16 protein-coding genes, 1 tRNA gene and 4 pseudogenes are annotated in these 19,693 nt (G+C 42.6%); 16 read left to right on the top strand and 5 right to left on the bottom strand.

Annotated elements, in window-relative coordinates; genetic code table 11:
- Positions 1–216 (top strand): annotated as a pseudogene (locus tag K4H96_RS08825) (helix-turn-helix transcriptional regulator); the annotation flags it as partial.
- Here the strand turns inward: K4H96_RS08825 and K4H96_RS08820 are convergent.
- Positions 210–407 (bottom strand): annotated as a pseudogene (locus tag K4H96_RS08820) (helix-turn-helix transcriptional regulator); the annotation flags it as partial. The pseudogenes K4H96_RS08825 and K4H96_RS08820 overlap by 7 nt on opposite strands.
- Before the next feature lie 24 nt (positions 408–431).
- On the opposite strand from K4H96_RS08820, the gene K4H96_RS08815 reads away from it, so the two are divergent.
- Positions 432–896, top strand: a complete 465-nt coding sequence (locus K4H96_RS08815) for a pyridoxamine 5'-phosphate oxidase family protein (RefSeq protein ID WP_168956462.1) — start codon at positions 432–434, stop codon at positions 894–896.
- 11 nt (positions 897–907) lie between these two features.
- Positions 908–1,468, top strand: a complete 561-nt coding sequence (locus tag K4H96_RS08810; RefSeq protein ID WP_223337713.1) for a DNA-3-methyladenine glycosylase I — start codon at positions 908–910, stop codon at positions 1,466–1,468.
- Between the two features lie 128 nt (positions 1,469–1,596).
- Here K4H96_RS08810 and K4H96_RS08805 read toward each other — a convergent pair whose 3' ends face one another.
- Genes K4H96_RS08805 through K4H96_RS08795 form a run of 3 tightly spaced genes read right to left on the bottom strand, consistent with a single transcriptional unit; the run spans position 1,597 to position 3,718 of the window.
- On the bottom strand, positions 1,597–3,012 hold the full coding sequence (locus K4H96_RS08805; RefSeq protein WP_223337711.1) for a DUF4153 domain-containing protein: 1,416 nt from the start codon (positions 3,010–3,012) through the stop codon (positions 1,597–1,599).
- Positions 3,013–3,014: 2 nt separating this feature from the next.
- Positions 3,015–3,233, bottom strand: a complete 219-nt coding sequence (locus tag K4H96_RS08800) for a helix-turn-helix domain-containing protein (RefSeq protein WP_223337710.1) — start codon at positions 3,231–3,233, stop codon at positions 3,015–3,017.
- Positions 3,234–3,241: 8 nt separating this feature from the next.
- On the bottom strand, positions 3,242–3,718 hold the full coding sequence (locus K4H96_RS08795; protein ID WP_223337709.1) for a DUF2975 domain-containing protein: 477 nt from the start codon (positions 3,716–3,718) through the stop codon (positions 3,242–3,244).
- A 205-nt stretch (positions 3,719–3,923) separates the two neighbouring features.
- On the opposite strand from K4H96_RS08795, the pseudogene K4H96_RS08790 reads away from it, so the two are divergent.
- The 7 genes and pseudogenes from K4H96_RS08790 to K4H96_RS08760 all read left to right on the top strand — a co-directional run.
- A pseudogene (locus tag K4H96_RS08790) lies at positions 3,924–5,010 on the top strand (ArsR/SmtB family transcription factor).
- A gap of 130 nt (positions 5,011–5,140) precedes the next feature.
- Positions 5,141–6,382, top strand: coding sequence for an MFS transporter (locus K4H96_RS08785; RefSeq protein WP_223337707.1), 1,242 nt, complete (start codon positions 5,141–5,143; stop codon positions 6,380–6,382).
- 96 nt (positions 6,383–6,478) lie between these two features.
- Positions 6,479–7,249 (top strand): TatD family hydrolase, encoded by a 771-nt coding sequence (locus K4H96_RS08780; RefSeq protein WP_223337706.1) that lies wholly within the window; start codon positions 6,479–6,481, stop codon positions 7,247–7,249.
- The gene (gene rnmV, locus K4H96_RS08775) at positions 7,221–7,811 is read left to right on the top strand and encodes a ribonuclease M5 (RefSeq protein WP_223337869.1); all 591 of its coding nucleotides are present in this window, start codon (positions 7,221–7,223) and stop codon (positions 7,809–7,811) included. The genes K4H96_RS08780 and rnmV overlap by 29 nt, the downstream gene beginning before the upstream one ends.
- 11 nt (positions 7,812–7,822) lie before the next feature.
- On the top strand, positions 7,823–8,677 hold the full coding sequence (locus K4H96_RS08770; protein WP_223337705.1) for an SDR family NAD(P)-dependent oxidoreductase: 855 nt from the start codon (positions 7,823–7,825) through the stop codon (positions 8,675–8,677).
- A 20-nt stretch (positions 8,678–8,697) separates the two neighbouring features.
- Positions 8,698–9,570 carry a 16S rRNA (adenine(1518)-N(6)/adenine(1519)-N(6))-dimethyltransferase RsmA gene (gene rsmA, locus K4H96_RS08765; protein WP_223337703.1) on the top strand — a complete coding sequence of 291 codons (873 nt, stop codon included), beginning with the start codon at positions 8,698–8,700 and terminating at the stop codon, positions 9,568–9,570.
- A gap of 56 nt (positions 9,571–9,626) precedes the next feature.
- A pseudogene (locus K4H96_RS08760) lies at positions 9,627–10,019 on the top strand (hypothetical protein); the annotation flags it as partial.
- A gap of 31 nt (positions 10,020–10,050) precedes the next feature.
- Here the strand turns inward: K4H96_RS08760 and K4H96_RS08755 are convergent.
- Positions 10,051–10,133: transfer RNA gene (locus K4H96_RS08755), tRNA-Leu, on the bottom strand.
- A 195-nt stretch (positions 10,134–10,328) separates the two neighbouring features.
- On the opposite strand from K4H96_RS08755, the gene K4H96_RS08750 reads away from it, so the two are divergent.
- The 6 genes from K4H96_RS08750 (at position 10,329) to K4H96_RS08725 (ending at position 19,612) form a co-directional block, all read left to right on the top strand.
- A complete protein-coding gene (locus tag K4H96_RS08750) occupies positions 10,329–15,011 on the top strand; it encodes a Cna B-type domain-containing protein (RefSeq protein ID WP_223337702.1) in 4,683 nt (1,560 codons plus the stop codon).
- 234 nt (positions 15,012–15,245) lie between these two features.
- Positions 15,246–16,124: a ribosome small subunit-dependent GTPase A gene (gene rsgA / locus K4H96_RS08745; protein ID WP_048773915.1), complete on the top strand. Its 879-nt coding sequence runs from the start codon at positions 15,246–15,248 to the stop codon at positions 16,122–16,124.
- A gap of 11 nt (positions 16,125–16,135) precedes the next feature.
- A complete protein-coding gene (gene rpe / locus K4H96_RS08740) occupies positions 16,136–16,795 on the top strand; it encodes a ribulose-phosphate 3-epimerase (protein WP_002922502.1) in 660 nt (219 codons plus the stop codon).
- Positions 16,788–17,420: a thiamine diphosphokinase gene (locus K4H96_RS08735; protein ID WP_185774609.1), complete on the top strand. Its 633-nt coding sequence runs from the start codon at positions 16,788–16,790 to the stop codon at positions 17,418–17,420. The genes rpe and K4H96_RS08735 overlap by 8 nt, the downstream gene beginning before the upstream one ends.
- A gap of 1 nt (position 17,421) precedes the next feature.
- Positions 17,422–18,678, top strand: coding sequence for a DNA recombination protein RmuC (gene rmuC, locus K4H96_RS08730; protein ID WP_125342147.1), 1,257 nt, complete (start codon positions 17,422–17,424; stop codon positions 18,676–18,678).
- Entirely contained in the window at positions 18,668–19,612 is a 945-nt protein-coding gene (locus K4H96_RS08725) for a 3'-5' exoribonuclease YhaM family protein (protein WP_223337701.1), read from the top strand. The genes rmuC and K4H96_RS08725 overlap by 11 nt, the downstream gene beginning before the upstream one ends.
- Positions 19,613–19,693: the final 81 nt, after the last annotated feature.

Below are 19,693 nucleotides of genomic sequence, written 5' to 3'. Positions count from 1 at the left end.
ATAGATGAAATTTCTGCCTTGTATTTTTCCATGCTGACTCTAGAAAACTACAATATGTGCCCTTTTGATATTGATCTGCAAAAATTAAAAGAAAAATTTGAAAACTCGATTTCAGAACAGCAGTTAAGCAAGATCACAAAAATTGAGAAAATCCTTCAACCAGAAGTCAGGAAAACAATCAACAACTCTCAACTGCGGATGATTCTCGATATTTTATAACTGCCATTCCGGCCTAAGTCAGAATAAATTGGAATGCCTAACGTTTCAAGGCTGGCAATATCACGAAGGGCAGTGCTTTTTGAAATATGATATCGATTCATAATATCTTTTAGATTGAATTGTCTTTTCTTATTGAGAAAAATAAGCAAATCGTTAATTCTTTGAGATTTATTCATGAGAAACTCCATATTTTTATTAAATGGTTTCAAATAATGATACCTTTTTATATTATACTAGTTTTAGAGAAAATAATAAAGGAGTCAAATATGAATCAATATTTTAAGGCCTTATTGGCAGAACAGACAGAAATGGCTTTAGCTACTTCTGTAAAGGATATCCCAAATGTAAGAATTGTAAATTTTTACTATGATGAGGAGACAAAGAAATTGTTCTTTATCTCATTTAAAAATAGTCATAAAATCCAAGAGTTGGCAACCAATAATCGTATAGCTCTTACAACAATCCCGAAAGGTGATGGGAGGTATGTCTGGATTCAAGGAAGAGTCAAAGAAAGCCAACTTTCTATTGAGGATATAAGAAGCGTTTTTGTCCAGAAGTATCCTTATTATCAAGATATTATTGAGCAACACATAAACTCCTTGCAAGTTTTTGAAGTCTCTTTTTCTGATGCTTTCTTGGTCTTAGATAATAATCAAGTTGAGAAAATCAAACTATAAGGAGAAAATAGATGGTTGAGATAAAAAGATGCAATTGGGCTGAAAATAGTGAGCTTGAGAGAAATTATCATGACCATGACTGGGGGCGACCTGTGCATGACGAGCATAAACTCTTTAAAATGTTGATTTTGGAAGGTCAGCAGGCGGGCTTGAGCTGGCAAACTATTTTGTCAAAAATGGATGCTATGACAGATGCTTATGAAAACTTCGATCCTGAAATACTCTCCAATTATGACGAGCGAAAGATTGAAGAATTGCTTAGTGATCAAAGAGTGATACGAAATAGGCTAAAAATAAAGGCAGTTATAAAAAATGCTAAAGCCTATTTAAAACTAAAAGAAGAATATGGTAGTTTGGATTCTTATATTTGGTCTTTTGTAAAGAATGACCCGATTGTCAATTCATGGTCCAGTATTGAAGAGGTGCCCGCTCGAACGGATCTATCCGATAAAATTAGTAAAGAACTCAAAAAGAAAGGTTTTTCTTTTGTTGGTTCTACGACTGTATATGCCTTTATGCAGTCCATTGGCATGGTCAATGATCATTTGCTGACCTGTGATTTTAGGATATAATTTTTTTCCTTTGAATGAGAAAGGTAAGCAGTCTATTATCGAATCCCGGTAAATGATGTAAAAAGATAATAAAACCAGAAAGAAACTGATTTTCTTTCTGGTTTTTGTGTATAGTTAAGTACAGTTGCTTATTTTGCCACTGGTAAAAGCATTGGATACAGATAGCAGAGCAAGGTAAAGCTTATCAGGGCATAAAAGATACCGATGCGAATAGCTTGGATAGGTTTGTAGAAACGAATCAGGGTCAGTAGGCACCAAACCAAGAGGACTAGGATGAACCATGCTGAAATCAAGCGCAGCGGTGTTGGTCCGTAAAGATAGATGTAGATACCAAATAATTTCCAGCCAGCTAGTAAAGCTAGCAGACCGGTAAAGATAAAGAGGATAGTAGCTGCGAATCGCGTCCCTTTCTGATCCCAGAGCGGTTTTTTGGCAATCAGATAGAAGACACCTAGAACTGCAAAGTTAAGGATAGACACCCGAACCAGCTGCCAGAAGCCAGCTACGGCAACAGTTGAAGCATTCTGCGGAGAAATAGCCTGAGCTACTGTTCCGGCGCTCAGAAGCTGACCGAGCTCACCTAAACCTGTCAGGAAGAAGAGAGCATAGGTCAGGCAGAGGCTACCGATGATAATGTAGGCTGCGAAAGCGGGTGCTACTCGCAAAGGGCGGATACTAGCTTGAAATTTTTTGTAGCTAAGTTTAGTATCTTTTTTGCCTAACAGACTGCCGGCTAGGAGGCCATACAAGTACAGACTGACAGGGATAGCCAGGCAGGCCTTAAAGAGAATCATACTGCTATCAAGACTTGAAAAGAGGGAGTCAAATAGATTCTCAATAACATCAGCGGTATTGCTGAAGAAAGAGGCAAAGCTGTCTGAAACCTGACTCAGCTGGGACCAGACAAAGTAGACCAAGATTCCTGCGACAAAGAAGCTGCTGACGATAATCGCGAGCTGTTGGGCTTTCTTCGAAGACATACTGTCAGAGCTGGCGGAAGAGTCCTGCTGCTTACCTTCTATAAAGACTAGAATAGCAGCAATGAAATTTTTAAAGGGCAGGATGCAGAAGGCTTGAATGGCATCAAACCAGACCAGGATTCCCAAACGTCCCTGGCTTAACCAGCCTGTGCGAGACAGAATATAGAAGGCGAATGAGATGTGGATGGCTAGAAATTGGAAAAATTCTAGCTGGCGATGAAGCCCCCAGAGACTTAAAGCCAGAGCTTGAGCTAGCGTCATGATCAGAAAGCTTCTAGCCTCTAATCTGCTGTCAAGATTTTTTATCAGCAGTGATGAATATGCCAATTTCCTGATTAGGGTTTCGCTTAATAATATAAGGCCGATTGCAAAAGGGGAAAAGGATGCAGTTTGATAATTAAAAAATACTGCAGAGTAAAAGTAGGTTAAAAGATAGAGGATTAGATAGCTGATTTTAAAGAATCGCAGTTGCTTGTCCTCTAAGCCTGTGAAGATGGTCTGTCTTTCCTCCTCTTCGGGCAGACAAGGCTGGACGCTCATCTGTTCTTGTGCTGGATATTCCATAATTATTTCTCTTCCTCCTCATCAGGGATATACTCCAAAATATCGCCAGGCTGGCAGTCTAGTTCACGGCAGAGAGCGTTGAGTGTTGAAAAGCGGACAGCCTTGGCTCGATTATTTTTTAGAATAGATAGATTGGCTGGTGTTAGGTCAATCAACTCTGCCAAACGGCCTGCACTGATGCGCTTTTTCGCCATGACAAGGTCTAAATTTATTTGAATCATAAGACCTCCTAAATAGTGTAGTCCACTTGATCCTGCAGCTCAATGGCCTTGCCAAAGGCATTACGGATGACACGGATAATCAGGGTCAAGATACTGCAAGAAACAGTGACTAAGAGCATGGGCAAATAGGCTGTCAGTCCCATAAAGAGGGAGATAAGAGCGACAGTGCCGACTTCCCAGCCAAGATAGCGCATGTACTGAACATTTTGTGTGATAAAGACTTGATTTTTACCAATGTGGCTAAGGAGTCGATAGAGATGGACGATGCAGGCCAGCGCTAGGCAGCCTAGGACATAGCCGAGCAGCAGCAAGACCCAAAAGCGCGTCTCCCCTTGAAAGAAAGGAGAGGGAAATTCGATAACTAGATTGACGACCCAAGGTCCAAGAGCAATCAGGATAATGGAAGCAATAAATAAAAGGCTGATACTGATTTTTGTAAGAGTGATGCTCATATCTTCAGCGGTCTTTTTCATTTTGTCTGTCATAATTTCCTCCGACTAACGTTTCATTTCTTAGTAACTATAACACGAATTTTATCGATAATCAATAAGAAAATATCGAAAAAAGATAAAATCAGTCTTAAGGACTAGACGGAATTTTATAAAAATTTCATATTGTATAGAGATGGATTTCTTGTCAGAAGATGAACAGAGCAGAAGGGGCTGAATATTTTGCTTGATTTTTGGTATAATGAAAAACAGGAATTGTATACTCTTTCTAATCAGAAGCGGAGTATGTGTATGTAAGGAGGGAAGAATCTGTGGGTGTAAAGCTTGTTCATTATCGTAGTAAGTTATATGAATTTCTCATGGTGCCTGCCATCGTTTCAAGGGTTGATAAACATATGTGGAAGGATTTACGGCAGAATCAAAAGGAGCTGCTTCTTGATGTACAGCCGCACTATGATAAGCTCTATCAGGATTTACTTCCCTTGAAGAGAGAGCTTGTTGCGGTTAGTTTGTTTGAAGGAGCTACGGTGGGACTGGCTCCGCTCCTCTACCTCTACTTACTAGAAAAAGGAGAAGATCCAGTCAATCCGCATGACTTGTTAGAATGTCTGAAAAAACTAGACGCAGAGCAAATCATCTATTGCTTATCACTTAAGCTTTCTGCTGGAGAAGTTGCCGAACGACATCCTGAAGATCTGTTGGCTTTTATAGAGAATAGTGACAAGTCTCCGGAAAATAAATGGTACTGGTACCAAGCTATTCAGCATCCAGAGAAGCTTCGAGACAAATTGGTTTCCTTGCTGGAAAGAGTGTTCGAGCTCTATCAGCCTATTTATGAGCAGTTTGAGCAGGAAGTACTAGCTTTTGAACAAGAATTTAGCCTATCTGATGTGATGGATGATGAAGAGCAGAATGCTAAGCTCCTTGAAAAGGGCACACAAGTATTTGTTCTGTCACCCATGTTTATTGACTCTTTTCTCGAAAAGGTTCCTGGTTTCACCTCCTATTCCTTAGTCCTTTCGACGAGAAGTTCCCAGTTATCAAAGGCGGAATCGGAGCTTAACGATGAAACATTGGCTCTGACCTTCAAAACTCTTGGAGATGAAACCCGCTATAAAGTCTTGATTGAATTGATTCAGCCGCATGCCAAGAATAAAGATATAGCTAAAAAACTGGGGCTTACAAGAGCCTCTATCTCATTCCATACGCAAAAGCTCCTAAATTCTGGCTTGCTGGAGCTTGTGGTGGATGATGATTCGGTTAAATACACGGTCAATAAAGAACTGATTCAAAAAATTATAGAGAAGTTCAAACAGGACCTAACATAGTTTCAGAAGACCTGGATTCATTCTAGGTCTTCTTTTTGTAAAATAATAATCTAATAAAAATTTGACAATCGACTAATTAATTGTTATGATTTGTTAAACAAAAATCTAACAAGAGTAAAGGAGATGTCGTATGATTGTTTTTGCAAAAAACAAAAATTTTCGCCAGTTGCTCATCAATCAATGGATTTCAGGTTTTGGAGACATTGTTTTTTATTTGGCTTTGATGAACTATGTTTCCGCCTATTCCTTTGCTCCACTTGCGGTTTTATTGATTTCCCTTTCTGAAACGCTGCCCCAGTTAATTCAGGTTTTTACTGGAGTTGCGGCGGACTTTCAGAAGAATCGTATTCATAAATACCTGCTTATACAGTTTAGTAAGGTGCTCTTATATAGCTTGGTAACGTTTTTGCTGCTTGGACAAGACTTCTCTTTCTTGATTCTGCTTGTGATTTGCTTGATTAACTTTCTGTCGGATAGTCTGAGTTATTTTTCAGGTGCCATGCTGACGCCGGTTTATGTAAAGGTGATTGAGCAAGATATGACCTCTGCTATGGGCTTTCGGCAGGCTAGTATGAGTCTGGTTCATATTTTGGGGAATCTAGCTGGCGGTTTTCTCATCGCTTGGATGAGTATTGGAGCTTTGGCAGGACTGAATGCTCTGACATTCTTGCTAGCTTACCTTGGGTTTTGGCATATTAGTCAAAACTTACAGGACTTAGAACCGGAGCTCAGCAGTGCCAAGGAGCTAAATAGAGAAAATTATTGGCAGCATTTATTGAATTCTCTTAAAGTCTTGCTGGGATTGAAAAACGTTGTGAGGTTGTTATTGGTTTCAACCTTTGGGCAGGTCACTCTGAATATTCTGACGCCAGTAGCGACTCTTTTATTGCTGAAAAGGCCTTTTTGGAATTTGCAGATCGGTCAGTCCATTGCCGTGTTAATTGTTCTAAGTTCCGCTGGTTTGATTTTAGGGAACATTTTTAGTGGCAGTTTGCTGAAAAAAGTTTCGACTAAGCTTGCTATGTATAGTAGCCAAGTATGTGAAGGTTTTATTCTTTGCGGTTTTTTCTGGCAAAACTTTTTACTTGTCCTGATAGCGAGCTTTGCTTGCTCTGTTACAGTCGGTCTGCTGAGTCCTAGATTGCAGAAATCTGTATTCAGTATGATTCCAGAAAAGTCCATGGGAGCCATCCAGTCAGCTATTAATCTATTTAGCATGGCTGTTCCGAGTGTTTTATCCATGCTGTTAATAGCTCTTGCTAGCAGTTTGGGGATTATTTATATTCTCCTCCCACTTGTGCTAATGCTGGCACTGTCTTTCTACTTAATTATTCCAATGGAGAACTTGAAGGCAGATTCGGATAGCTGTTGAATGGCAGCTATCTTATTTTTTCTGCTTTGAAGAGACTTCTGATTTTTCAGGTCATTTTTGGTATAATAAAGGACAGGAAATACAAGGAAGTAAACCATGAAGATTTTTGATACACATACGCATTTAAATGTGGAAGAATTTGCTGGTCGAGAGGAAGAGGAGCTCCAGCTGGCTGCAGAAATGGGCGTCAGCAAAATAAATATTGTCGGTTTTGACCGACCGACCATTGAGCGCGCCTTGGATCTGGCAGATAGCTATGTTCAGCTTTATGCTACAATTGGCTGGCATCCGACTGAGGCTGGGACTTATGATGAGGCGGTGGAAACCTATCTGCTGGACAAGCTTCGTCATCCCAAGGTGCTGGCTCTGGGCGAGATTGGACTGGACTATCACTGGATGACTGCGCCCAAGGATGTTCAGGAGAGGGTTTTTCGACGCCAAATCCAGCTCTCCAAAGAGCTGAACCTGCCCTTTGTCGTTCACACACGTGATGCTTTAGAAGATACCTATGAGATTATCAAGAGTGAAGGCGTGGGCCCTCGAGGTGGTATTATGCACTCTTATTCGGGTTCTTTGGAAATGGCAGAGCGCTTTATCGAGTTAGGAATGATGATTTCCTTTTCTGGAGTTGTCACTTTTAAGAAAGCGACGGATATTCAGGAGGCGGCTCAGAATCTGCCTTTGGACAAAATCCTCGTCGAGACGGATGCACCTTACTTGGCGCCTGTTCCCAAACGAGGCCGAGAAAACAAAACAGCCTATACTCGCTATGTTGTAGAGAAAATTGCTGAGCTTCGTGGGTTGCCTGTCGAAGAAGTAGCGCAAGCGACCTATGATAATGCAAAGAAGGTGTTTGGGCTTGACTGAGAAGATAAAAATCCCCCAGGTAATTGTCGTTGAGGGCAAGGATGATACGGCCAATCTGCAGCGATTTTACCAAGTTGATACTTACGAGACGAGAGGTTCCGCTATTAATGAAGAAGACCTAGAGAGGATAGGGAAACTGCACCAGCTGCGTGGCGTTATTGTCTTTACCGATCCAGACTACAACGGTGAGCGTATCCGGCGAATGATTATGGAAGCCGTGCCAACTGCTCAGCATGCCTTTCTCCGTCGAGATGAGGCGACTCCTAAGTCTAAGAACAAAGGTAAATCGCTTGGAGTAGAGCATGCATCATTTGAGGATTTACAGCAGGCGTTAGCTGGGCTGGTCGGATATTTTGATGATGAGGATAATTTTGATATCACCAAAAGCGATCTTGTGCGACTGGGTCTACTTATGGGAAGCGACAGCCGTCAGCGCCGAGAGTATCTGGGTGAAGAACTCCGTATCGGCTATTCCAATGGCAAGCAACTGCTTAAGCGCTTAGAGTTGTTTGGCGTGACCTTGGCGGAAGTGGAAGAAGCCATGCTTAAATATTCAGTCTAACGGAGTCAAAAATGAAAAAAGTAATTATTACGGGCGGCAATAGTGGGATTGGATATCAAACTGCTAAACAGTTAGCTGAAAAGGGGTGGTCAGTGACCCTATTTTGCCGGCGGAAAGAAGCAGCTGAGCAAGCCTGTGAAAAGATCCGTCAACAAACAGGAAATCCGCATGTAGATTATATCTTGGCTGATTTATCTGAGATGAAAAGTGTCAAGAAAGCGGTAGAACAGTATATCCAAAAAGAAGAGACTTTAGATGTTTTAATTAACAATGCGGCCGATTTTGACTTATCGGTCAAAAAGCCGGTTCTTACCAAAGACGGATTGGAGAAGCAATTTGCGACCAACGTGGTTGCTCCCTTTTTACTTTCTACTTTGTTGAAGGGCTTGTTGGAAAAGTCAGAAAGTGGTCGGATTATTAATATTTCTTCCCAAGGGCTAGTGCTTTACCCTTTCATGAAGCTTGATTTTGAAAATTTATTCGGTCAAAAACATTACAGTCCTGCTAAGACCTATTATCAGAATAAGCTGGCCTTGTTGATGTTGTCGCTTTATATGGGGAAACATTGGAAAGGCATCAAAATTCAGGCAATCCGTGTAACCAATGTCAAAGTTGATATGCGCCGCTATGATCACCTCAGCGCTTTTATGAAAAATCTGTATAAAATTAAGTCGAGATTTTCGATTAGTCCTGAAGAAATGGCGAAAGTCTATATAGCTTTATCTACAGAAGATGGTTATGAGGGCTTTTTGTATGACGAGAAATGCAGAGAAGTAAAGGCTAACGCATTTGCTTACGAGGAAGAAGAGCAGAAAAAACTTTACACCTTGCTAGGGCAAATGACTTCCTTAAAAGATAATGAATAAATAATTAGAAAAGAGAAAAGATGCGTATTGCAGACCATAGTGTGACCCGTGCCATTCTGGAGCGTCACGGTTTCACTTTTAAAAAATCTTTCGGTCAGAATTTCCTGACGGATACCAACATCCTCCAGAAGATTGTGGATACAGCTGAGATTGACAAAAATGTCAATGTCATTGAAATTGGGCCTGGAATTGGGGCATTGACAGAATTTTTGGCGGAAAATGCTGCAGAGGTTATGGCCTTTGAGATTGATGACCGTCTGGTACCGATTTTGGCGGATACCCTGCGCGATTTTGACAATGTGACAGTGGTCAATCAGGATATTCTCAAGGTTGATCTGGCCCAGTACATAGCAGAGTTTAAGAATCCAGACCTGCCTATCAAGGTAGTGGCAAATCTGCCCTACTACATTACGACGCCGATTCTCATGCATTTGATTGAAAGCGGGATTCCTTTTAGTGAGTTTGTCGTGATGATGCAAAAAGAAGTAGCGGATCGGATATCAGCTCAGCCTAATACCAAGGCCTACGGCAGTTTGTCGATTGCGGTCCAGTATTACATGACGGCCAAGGTTGCCTTTATCGTGCCGCGGACAGTCTTTGTGCCAGCGCCAAATGTGGATTCGGCTATTCTCAAGATGGTGCGCAGAGACCAACCGGCAGTTGTAGTTCAGGATGAGAAATTCTTTTTCAAGGTCTCCAAGGCTAGCTTTGTCCACCGCCGGAAGACTCTCTGGAATAACCTGACCAATTGTTTTGGAAAGTCAGAGGAGACTAAAGGAAAACTAACAGCAGCTTTAGAACGAGCTGACTTATCTCCAAGTGTTCGGGGAGAAGCTCTGAGTTTAGAGGAATTTGCGCGCTTGGCAGACGCTTTGAAGTCTGAAGGATTATAAAAAAATAGAAGATCCGCTCTATATAGCTGGTCTTCTATTTTGCTAATGAGGTAAATATGAAAGTGAAATGTCTGTCTTTGTTTTCTGCCTTGCTCTGGTTTTCGCAATCTTTGCTCCATTTCCTTCTACTGCTAGGTCTGCCTCTGGGACGTTTGGTATTTGGCGGCACTTATATAGTATTTCCTTTATGGCTGAGGCCTATCAACTTCCTGCTTTTCTTGCTGTGGGGTTTCTTTGGTTTCAGTTACTTATCGTTTGGAGGCTGGCTAAGAAGTAGCTTGGAGTCTTCTGTTCTGAGAAAGATCATCTTAAGTGGAACTGTTTTTCTCTTTTTGGCTACTGTTTTCAATTTCTTTGTGACCGCGAGTCTATTAGAGAAGTATTTAACAGGGGGACTGACCTTTCTGGCTTTTCTCAGCAGTGTAATTCTACTTCATAATAACAAAAAAATCCTATCAATCATGATAGGATTGCTTTTTATGCGGAGGAAGGGATTTGAACCCTCACACCCGTACGGGCACATGCGCCTGAAGCATGCGTGTCTGCCGTTCCACCACCTCCGCTTGAGATTCTATTATAACTTATTTTTGTGAAAATGCCAATAGAGAATATCAGTTTTTTTCATACAGTAAAAAAAGCGGAAAAATTTCTATTTTTTTCTTTACTAAAATAGTTCTATAATATTGCCATTATAGTAAGTATTTGTTACAATAAGATTAATTACTTATTTAGGTAACGAAATAAAAAAGGAGAATGTTATGAAACTGAAAAAATGGCTGCTGTTTTTGATGCTGCCCCTTCTGTTTTTGCTGGATTTGAAGCTGTTTACAGCAACTGCTCAAGCTGATGCTTTGAAGAATGCAATCACAGACATTAAAATCTGGGATCATTCTAATGGCCGCGAAGCAACCAAGGTTAACGGTGCTTACAATTTGGTCCAAGGGGGGAATTATCGCTATGAGCTAGTTTTTGATTTGTCTGCTTACGATAACAAGCTCAAGGATGGGGATACCTTTACCTTTACAGTACCGAACGGTGCAACCATTGCTGATGGTACAACTTTTACTCTGACGGATAATGAAACGCAGGTCCAACTTGGAGCGGCTAAGATGACGTCGAATGGTTCGGGTAAGGGTGGTCTGATCACGGTTACTATTCAGAATTTGGCAGATTACAAGTCTAAGACAACTGCTAGTGGAGTAAGAGGGAGCTTCTTCTTTGATTTTCAGGCGACGACAGTAGGTGCTGATCAAGACTGGAATTATAAGCCTGAGGAAACTCAAGGGGCGATGAGCCATAAGGTAACCATTAACGAGCGCAAACAAAACAGTTTTTCAACAGCTGGTGAAAACTACGCTAAGATTGGAGGGGTCATTGCTAAGAAGCCATATAATTCGGCTATTCTAGGCAAGAGCGGTGACTACTCGCATAACTGGACTGTTCGTATCAATACTCAGCAAAAGACCTATAATTCTCCGATTGTTATCAAGGACGTCATTCCAGATAGCAGTGCACCAATGCAATTCGTTCCGGAGCAACTTGTCCTTCGCCAAGGGGAGTACACACAGAGTTTATCAAGTATTGCGAATTCTGTTATCTTGAAAGAAGGTCAAGATTATACGGTTGCCTATAATGACACTTATACAGAGTTTACTCTAACTATCAATAATCCAGGTAATCGTGCCTTTATGTTGAACTATATGACAACTTCACCAGCTGATGGTTCTTTGGTATCCAATACGGCTGAGATGGAAGTTGATAATACAAAACTGCCATTCAGAGATGATCGTCCTGGTCAGACGAGCTCTACGGTAGAGCGCAGCAGCCGGATTACAGAAGGCGGTGTTATCACAGCGGATATCAGCAACAGTCTGGTTCTCTATAAGCAGGATTCTAAGACTGGCAAAATGCTGGAAGGTGCTGTCTTTAAGGTGACAACTCCTAGCGGTGAAGAGATTACTCTGCCGCCGACTGATGCTAACGGGCGGGTTTCTACACAGCCTTTCTCAAGTGAAGAAATCAAGAAAGGCCAATTCACAGTAGAAGAAGTCACAGCTCCGGAAGGCTATGTACTGGACAGCAATCCGATGAAAGTGACTATCAAGGCTGATGGTGCAGTCAAAACAGTCAAGAATACGGTAGATCCAAATGCCAGCAAAAAGCTGACAGTCAAGAAAATTTGGAAAGATGAAAGCAATCAGGACGGCAAGCGTCCAGCTTCTATTGCTGTAGATGTCTACGCTAACGGTCAAAAACTGGCTGATAAGACAGTGACCGTAACTGGCGGTAGTACAGATGCGGAGTGGACAGCTCAGACAACTGATTTACCAATCTTTGATGCAAGCGGTCAAAAAATCACCTATACAATCGGTGAAGATCAGCTTGATGGTTACGATGCTCCAGAAGTAGATCAGGGGAATCTCACTGTTACCAATACTCGTACGCCAGAGAAAATCGCTATCAAAGCCAGCAAGAAATGGGATGATGCCGAGAATCAAGACGGCAAACGTCCTGCCAATGTTGTTGTCAAACTTTATAAAGAAGTCGGCGGTCAGAAATCAGAAGTTGCGAACCGAACTCTGACTGAAGCTGACCAGTGGGCAACCGAGTTCGCCAACTTGAACAAATATGAAAAGGGACAAGAAGTTGTTTATTCTCTGGAAGAAGACGCGGTCCCTCACTATCAATCTCAGGTAACTGGCAATGCTGCTGACGGCTTTGTAGTGACCAACACTTACAAACCAGAAACAATCAAGATTTCTGGTCAGAAGAAGTGGGAAGATGCGGAAAACCAAGACGGCAAGCGCCCAAATGCTGTTAGAGTCAAGATCTTGAAAGGCCAAGATATTGTCGATGTGCAGGAAGTGACGGCTGCTAACGGTTGGAAATATGAATCTAATCCTCTTCCTAAATATGCGTCAGGTCAAGAAATTGCTTATACTGTTGCAGAAGAAGCTGTACCGGGCTACACGAGCAAGGTGGACGGCTACAACATCACCAACTCTTACACCCCAGAAACGGTCAAGGTTTCCGGTCAGAAGAAATGGGATGATGCGGAAAACCAAGATGGTAAGCGTCCAGCTTCTGTTAAGGTTAAAATTCTGAATGGTGATACGGTTGTTGATGAGCAAAATGTGACTTCCGCTAACGAATGGAAGTATGAGTCCAAGGCTTTGCCTAAGTATGCGGCAGGCCAAGAAATCACTTATACCGTAAGTGAGGAAGCTGTTCCAGGTTATACTAGTAAGGTAGAGGGTTACAACATCACCAATTCTTACACTCCAGAGACAACGACTGTGTCTGGAAGCAAGACTTGGGAAGATGGCGATAACCAAGATGGCAAACGTCCAGCTTCTATCACAGTTAATCTGCTGGCTGACGGTCAAAAAGTCAATACCCAAACAGTCGGAGAGGCAGAAGGCTGGTCTTACAACTTTACTGGCTTGCCAGTCTACAAGGATGGCCAACGAATTACCTATACAGTAACGGAAGAAGCTGTACCGGGTTATTCAACTAATCTTAATGGCTACAATATCACTAACTCTTATACACCAGAAAAGACAGAAATCACTGCTAGCAAGACCTGGAATGACAGCGACAATCAAGACGGCAAGCGTCCAACTAAGATTAGCATTAAGCTGATGAAGACAGTCGGCGGTGTCAAGACAGAAGTCGCTAGCAAGGAAGTGACGGCTGCTGATCAATGGCAAACTAAATTTGAAAATCTGCCAGTTTATGAAAATGGTCAGAAGATTGATTACTCTATCGAGGAAGATGATGTAGCTGGCTACACTAAAGAAATCAAAGATTTCACTGTTACCAACTCTTACACTCCAGAGATGATCAAGATTTCTGGTCAAAAAGTCTGGGATGACGCGGATAACCAAGACGGCAAGCGTCCAGCTTCTGTTAAGGTTAAGGTGAAAAATGGCGATACTGTCGTAGATGAGCTGGAAGTAACAGCTGCTAACGATTGGAAGTTTGAGTCTAAAGCCCTTCCTAAGTATGCAGCAGGTCAAGAGATTGCCTACACAGTTACTGAAGAAGCAGTTGCGGACTATCAAACTAAGATTGATAAGTTCACCATTACTAATTCTTACACTCCTCAAAGTACGGAGTATGCTGTTACGAAGGTCTGGGATGATGCTAATAACCAAGATGGCAAGCGTCCAGCTTCTATCACAGTGCAACTGTATAGCTCAGTAAACGGTCAAGAGCCAGTTGCTGTCGCAGGTAAGACATTGACCTTGACGGCTGCTGATAAGGCAGATGACAACACATGGAAAGCAAGCTTCACCAATCTGCCTCAGTTTGACAAGGGACAGGAGATTACCTACTCTGTCAAAGAAGATGATGCAACAGTAGCCGCTTTGAAAGAAAAAGGTTACAGTCCGAAAGTAGAAGGTCAGACAATCACTAACTCTCATACTCCAGAGCAGGTTAAAGTTTCTGGTCAGAAAGTTTGGGATGATGCAGATGATCAAGATGGTAAACGCCCTGCATCTATTACAGTTAAAGTAATGGATGGAAGCACTATTGTTGATACGCTTGAAGTAACAGCTGCTAATGGATGGAAGTTTGAATCTAAAGACCTGCCTAAATATAGAAATGGTCAAGAGATTGCCTACACACTTAAAGAAGATGCTGTTGCTCAGTATGAAACTAAGATTGATAAGTTCACCGTTACCAACTCCTATACTCCAGAAACCGTTAAAGTCTCTGGTCAAAAGGTTTGGGATGATGCTAATAATCAAGATGGCAAGCGCCCAGCATCTATCAAGGTCAAGATTTTGGACGGAGACAAGGTAGTAGATGAACTGGAAGTAACAGCTACTACTGACTGGAAGTTTGAGTCTAAGGATTTGCCTAAGAATAGGAAGGGCAAGAAAATCAACTATACAGTCCTTGAAGAAGTGACGGTTGAGGGGTATAGCAGCAGCCAAGAACAAGCAACAGATGGTAGCTTCACTTTGACTAACAGCTATAAACCAACACAGATTGCTGTTAAGGGAACTGCGGTATGGTCAGATGCTGAAAATCAAGATAAGGTACGACCTTCTAAGATTACTGTTCGCCTCTTGGCAGATGGCAAGCCAATCAAAGAAGAGGTTGTGTCAGGAGAAAATGGTTGGCAGTATGACTTTAGCGGCCTTCCTAAGTACAAGGATGGCAAGGAAATTGTCTATAGTGTTGCGGCTGATCCAGTTGATGGCTACAAGCTTGAGATCAACGGTACTCAGCTGACCTTTAGTCATATCCCTGCTAAGAAAGAGGTTGTTGACGGAGCGATAACTAATAAGCCAGGCGGTCAAGCTCCGAAAGTCGGAGGGAAAGCTCTTCCTCGTACTGGACAGGAAGAAAGTCTTCTTGTTACTATTCTTGGCTTCTTAGCGGCTCTTCTCGCAGGAGGAATGCTGATGTCTAAGGCGAAACGCAGCTAATCAGTTTTGTGACTTACTGAAAATTACAGTGAGCATCTCATTCGATATAAAAAAGCGAACAGGTTCTTTTGGACTTGTTCGCTTTTATCATGCCGTTTTTATTCCAAATATTTTAAAGCAGCTGCTTTCTATGAAAAATGGATCCAACCTTAAGAAATGCCTTCTATGTAAAACAAGCAAGCTAAATCTCGCATTTTTTGTTATAATGAGTGTATTAACTTTTAAGGAGCAATCTTGCAAGGAAAAATCATTAAGGCTCTGGCTGGTTTCTATTATGTAGAGTCGGATGGACAGGTTTATCAAACCAGAGCGCGGGGTAATTTTCGCAAAAAAGGGCAGACACCTTATGTCGGTGATGAAGTCGAATTTTCAGCAGAAAAAGACTCGGAAGGCTATATTTTACAAATAGCAGAGCGTAAAAACAGCCTGGTTCGGCCTCCGATTGTCAACATTGACCAGGCAGTTGTAATCATGAGCGCGAAAGAGCCAGATTTCAATGCTAATCTATTGGATCGTTTTCTGGTGCTTTTAGAGCATAAACAGATTCATCCTATTATCTACATCAGCAAGTTAGATCTGCTTGAAGATGAGCAGAGCTTGGATGCCTATGTACAGGCCTATCAGGCCATCGGTTATGAGGTCCTTAAGGCTACTGAGGAGTTGCTGCCACGGCTGAAAGGGGAAATCACTGTTTTCATGGGACAGACTGGAGTAGGAAAGTCCACTCTGCTCAATAAAATCGCCCCGGACTTGCAGCTTGAAACAGGAGAGATTTCTGAAAGTCTGGGCCGCGGCCGTCATACGACACGGGCTGTCAGCTTTTACAATCTAAACGGCGGTAAGATTGCCGATACGCCAGGATTTTCATCTTTGGATTACGAGGTGAGTACAGCTGAAGATCTAAATCAAGCTTTTCCAGAGATTGCTGAGTTCAGCCAATCCTGTAAGTTTCGTACTTGTACCCATACTCACGAGCCGGCTTGTGCTGTTAAGCCAGCAGTTGAGGCCGGCCAGATAGCGTCATTCCGCTTTGATAATTACCTGCAGTTTCTCAGCGAGATTGAAAATCGCCGGGAAACCTATAAAAAAGTTGCCAAAAAAAATTCTAAATAAGGAGAAGAACTATGACATCATTCAAAATTGCCCCTTCAATTTTAAGTGCGGACTATGCTAATTTTGAATCAGAACTGAAAAAGTTAGAAGCAACAGGCGCTGAGTATGCCCATATTGATATTATGGATGGTCATTTTGTGCCTAACATCAGCTTTGGGGCTGGGGTTGTTGCCAGTATGCGTCCTCACAGTAAGCTAGTCTTTGACTGCCATCTGATGGTTTCCAATCCTGAGCACCATATCGAAGAATTCGCTCGTGCCGGTGCAGATATTATCAGCATCCATGCCGAAGCGACGCCACATATCCACGGAGCACTGCAGAAGATTCGGGCAGCAGGAGTCAAGCCTAGTGTTGTGATTAATCCGGGAACACCAGTTGAAGCAGTCAAAAATGTTTTGAATTTGGTTGATCAAGTCCTTGTGATGACAGTTAATCCAGGCTTTGGCGGCCAGGCCTTTCTGCCAGAAACTATGGATAAGATTCGTGAATTGGTCGTTCTGCGCGAAGTCAATCAGTTGAATTTTGATATTGAAGTGGATGGCGGTATTGACGATAAGACCATTGGAATTGCTAAAGAAGCTGGCGCCAATGTCTTCGTAGCTGGTAGCTATGTCTTCAAGGGCGATGTCAATCATCAAGTTCAGACCTTACGGGATGTCCTGCATGACTAAGATTGCGCTGTTTGCTGGTGGAAACTTGGAACATTTTAGCTTAGATTTTGATGTTTTGGTCGGAGTAGACCGTGGGAGCCTCTTTCTGCTTGAGCAGGGAGTTTGTCCTAATTTGGCTGTCGGGGATTTTGACTCTGTGAGCAAGGAAGAATTGCTGCGCATAAAAGATAGTGCCAAGGAAGTCGTTCAGGCCCATCCTGAAAAGGATGATACGGACTTGGAGTTGGCTGTTCTAGCTTGTTTTGAGCGCTATCCAGATGCTTGTCTGACTATTTTTGGAGCCTTTGGCGGCCGTCTGGATCATGCCTTGGCCAATGTCTTCCTGCCCAGTAATGAAAAAATTGCAGCTTATATGGAGAAGATTTTTCTGGAAGATGAGCAGAATCTGCTGACCTATGTTCCCAAGGGGCGCCATGAAATCAAACCAGTAGCTGGCATGCGCTATCTGGCCTTTCTGCCATCGGATGATGCTACCTTAACGATTGAGGGCGCCAAATATCCGCTCAATAAAGATAACTTTTTTTTCAAAAAAGTGTATGCTTCTAACGAATTTATAGATAGGCCCATTTATTTGGACTTTGATAGCGGCTATACAGTCGTCATTTACAGCAAAGACAGGAGCTGATATGGAGTTTATAATCATCCTCATTCTTTTGGGAAATCTAGTGCTGACCTTTCTTTTATGGCAAAAGCTTAGTCAGCAGACCGAGACGCTAAAGCAAGTCTTGGAAAATCAGGCAGATCATCTATCGGATCAGTTGGACTATCGCTTGGAGCAGGAAAGTCAGAAAAAGCAAACGTCTCAGAAAGAGCTGGAATTAGCTCTGGGAGACCGTTTGAGCGAGGTCAGAACAGACTTGCACCGTAACTTGACAGAGCTGCGCTTGGAAATCAGTGACAACCTGACCAAGAATCGGGATAAAACTGACGAGCGTATGCGGCAGATTCAAGAGTCCAACGAAACCCGTCTAGAGCAGATGCGGCAGACTGTTGAAGAGAAACTGGAGAAAACACTTCAGACTCGTCTTCAGACTTCTTTTGAGACCGTTTCTAAGCAATTGGAGTCTGTCAATCGCGGTCTGGGAGAAATGCAGAGTGTTGCCCGAGATGTCGGCACGCTGAACAAGGTTCTTTCCAACACCAAGACACGAGGGATTCTAGGGGAGCTGCAGCTGGGGCAGATTATTGAGGACATCATGACGGCCAGTCAATATGAGCGAGAGTTTGTTACGGTGGCTGGATCCAGTGAGCGTGTCGAATATGCCATTAAACTGCCGGGACAGACAGAGCATGAATATGTCTATCTGCCCATTGATTCTAAGTTTCCTCTGGCTGATTACTACCGTTTGGAAGATGCTTATGAGTCTGGCAACAAGGAAGAGATTGAGCTCTACCGCAAGTCTCTCTTAGCAAGCGTTAAACGCTTTGCCAAGGATATTAAAAGTAAATATCTGGCACCGCCGGCCACGACCAACTTTGGTATCATGTTTCTGCCTACGGAAGGTCTCTATTCGGAAGTTGTCCGCAACCCAGCCTTTTTTGACAGTTTGCGGCGGGAGGAGCAGATTGTGGTGGCGGGACCGTCGACCTTATCTGCCTTGCTCAATTCACTGTCTGTCGGCTTTAAAACGCTCAATATCCAAAAAAGTGCGGACGACATAAGCAAGGTTCTGGGTTCTGTCAAATCCGAGTTTAACAAGTTCGGTGGAATTCTGACCAAGGCACAGAAACATTTGCAGCATGCTTCGGGCAATATTGATGAACTCTTAACCCGGCGGACAGGAGCTATCGAAAGAACCTTACGTCATATTGAGCTGTCTGATCAAGACCTCGATTTGAACTTACTTGATTTTTCAGAAGAAAGGGAAAACAATGAAGATTAATCAAATGAAAAAAGATGAACTGTTTGAAGGTTTCTATCTGATCAAGTCAGCAGAAGTCCGTCAGACAAGGGCTGGGAAAAATTATCTGGCCTTCACTTTCCAAGACGATACAGGAGTAATCGAGGGCAAACTCTGGGATGCTCAGCCACATAATGTTGAAGAATTTACCGCTGGCAAGGTCGTGCACATGCAAGGCCGACGGGAAGTCTACAATAACACGCCCCAGGTCAATCAACTGACCCTGCGTCTTCCTAAGGCTGGAGAGCCGAATGATCCAGCAGATTTCAAGGAAAAACCGCCTGTAGACCAGAAAGAAATCCGAGACTATTTATCTCAGATGATTTTCAAGATTGAGAATTCGGTCTGGCAGCGCGTGGTCCGCTCGCTTTATGGCAAGTACGACAAGGAGTTCTATTCTTATCCAGCAGCTAAGACCAATCACCATGCTTTTGAGTCTGGTCTGGCCTTTCATACTGCTACTATGGTCAAGCTGGCAGATGCTATCGGAGACATTTATCCTCAGCTTAATAAAAGCTTGTTGTTCGCAGGGATCATGCTTCATGACTTGGCCAAGGTTATTGAGCTCAGCGGTCCAGAAAATACAGAGTACACTGTGCGTGGCAATCTGATTGGCCACATTGCTTTGATTGATGAAGAGTTGACCAAGACCCTGATGGAGCTGAAAATTGATGACAGCAAGGAAGAAGTAATCGTCCTGCGGCATGTGCTTCTCAGTCACCACGGTCTCTTGGAATATGGCAGTCCTGTACGGCCTAAGATTATGGAGGCAGAAATTCTGCACATGATTGATAATCTGGATGCGGAGATGATGATGATGACTGCTGCCTTGGGACTTGTTGATCCAGGTCAAATGAGCAATAAAATATTCGCTCTTGAAGGCCGTTCCTTCTACAAACCAAAACTTGAACAGTAAAATACGAAAAATGGACATTACTTGGAAAAGAATGTTCGTTTTTTTGTTTCTGTTATGGTATAATGAATAAAATAACTTTAA

The organism is Streptococcus sanguinis, assembly GCF_020729765.1.
GTDB classification, from domain to species: Bacteria; Bacillota; Bacilli; order Lactobacillales; family Streptococcaceae; genus Streptococcus; species Streptococcus sanguinis_Q.
Note: the sequence above shows the minus strand (reverse complement) of the source record. Positions and strands in the feature narration are given on the sequence as shown.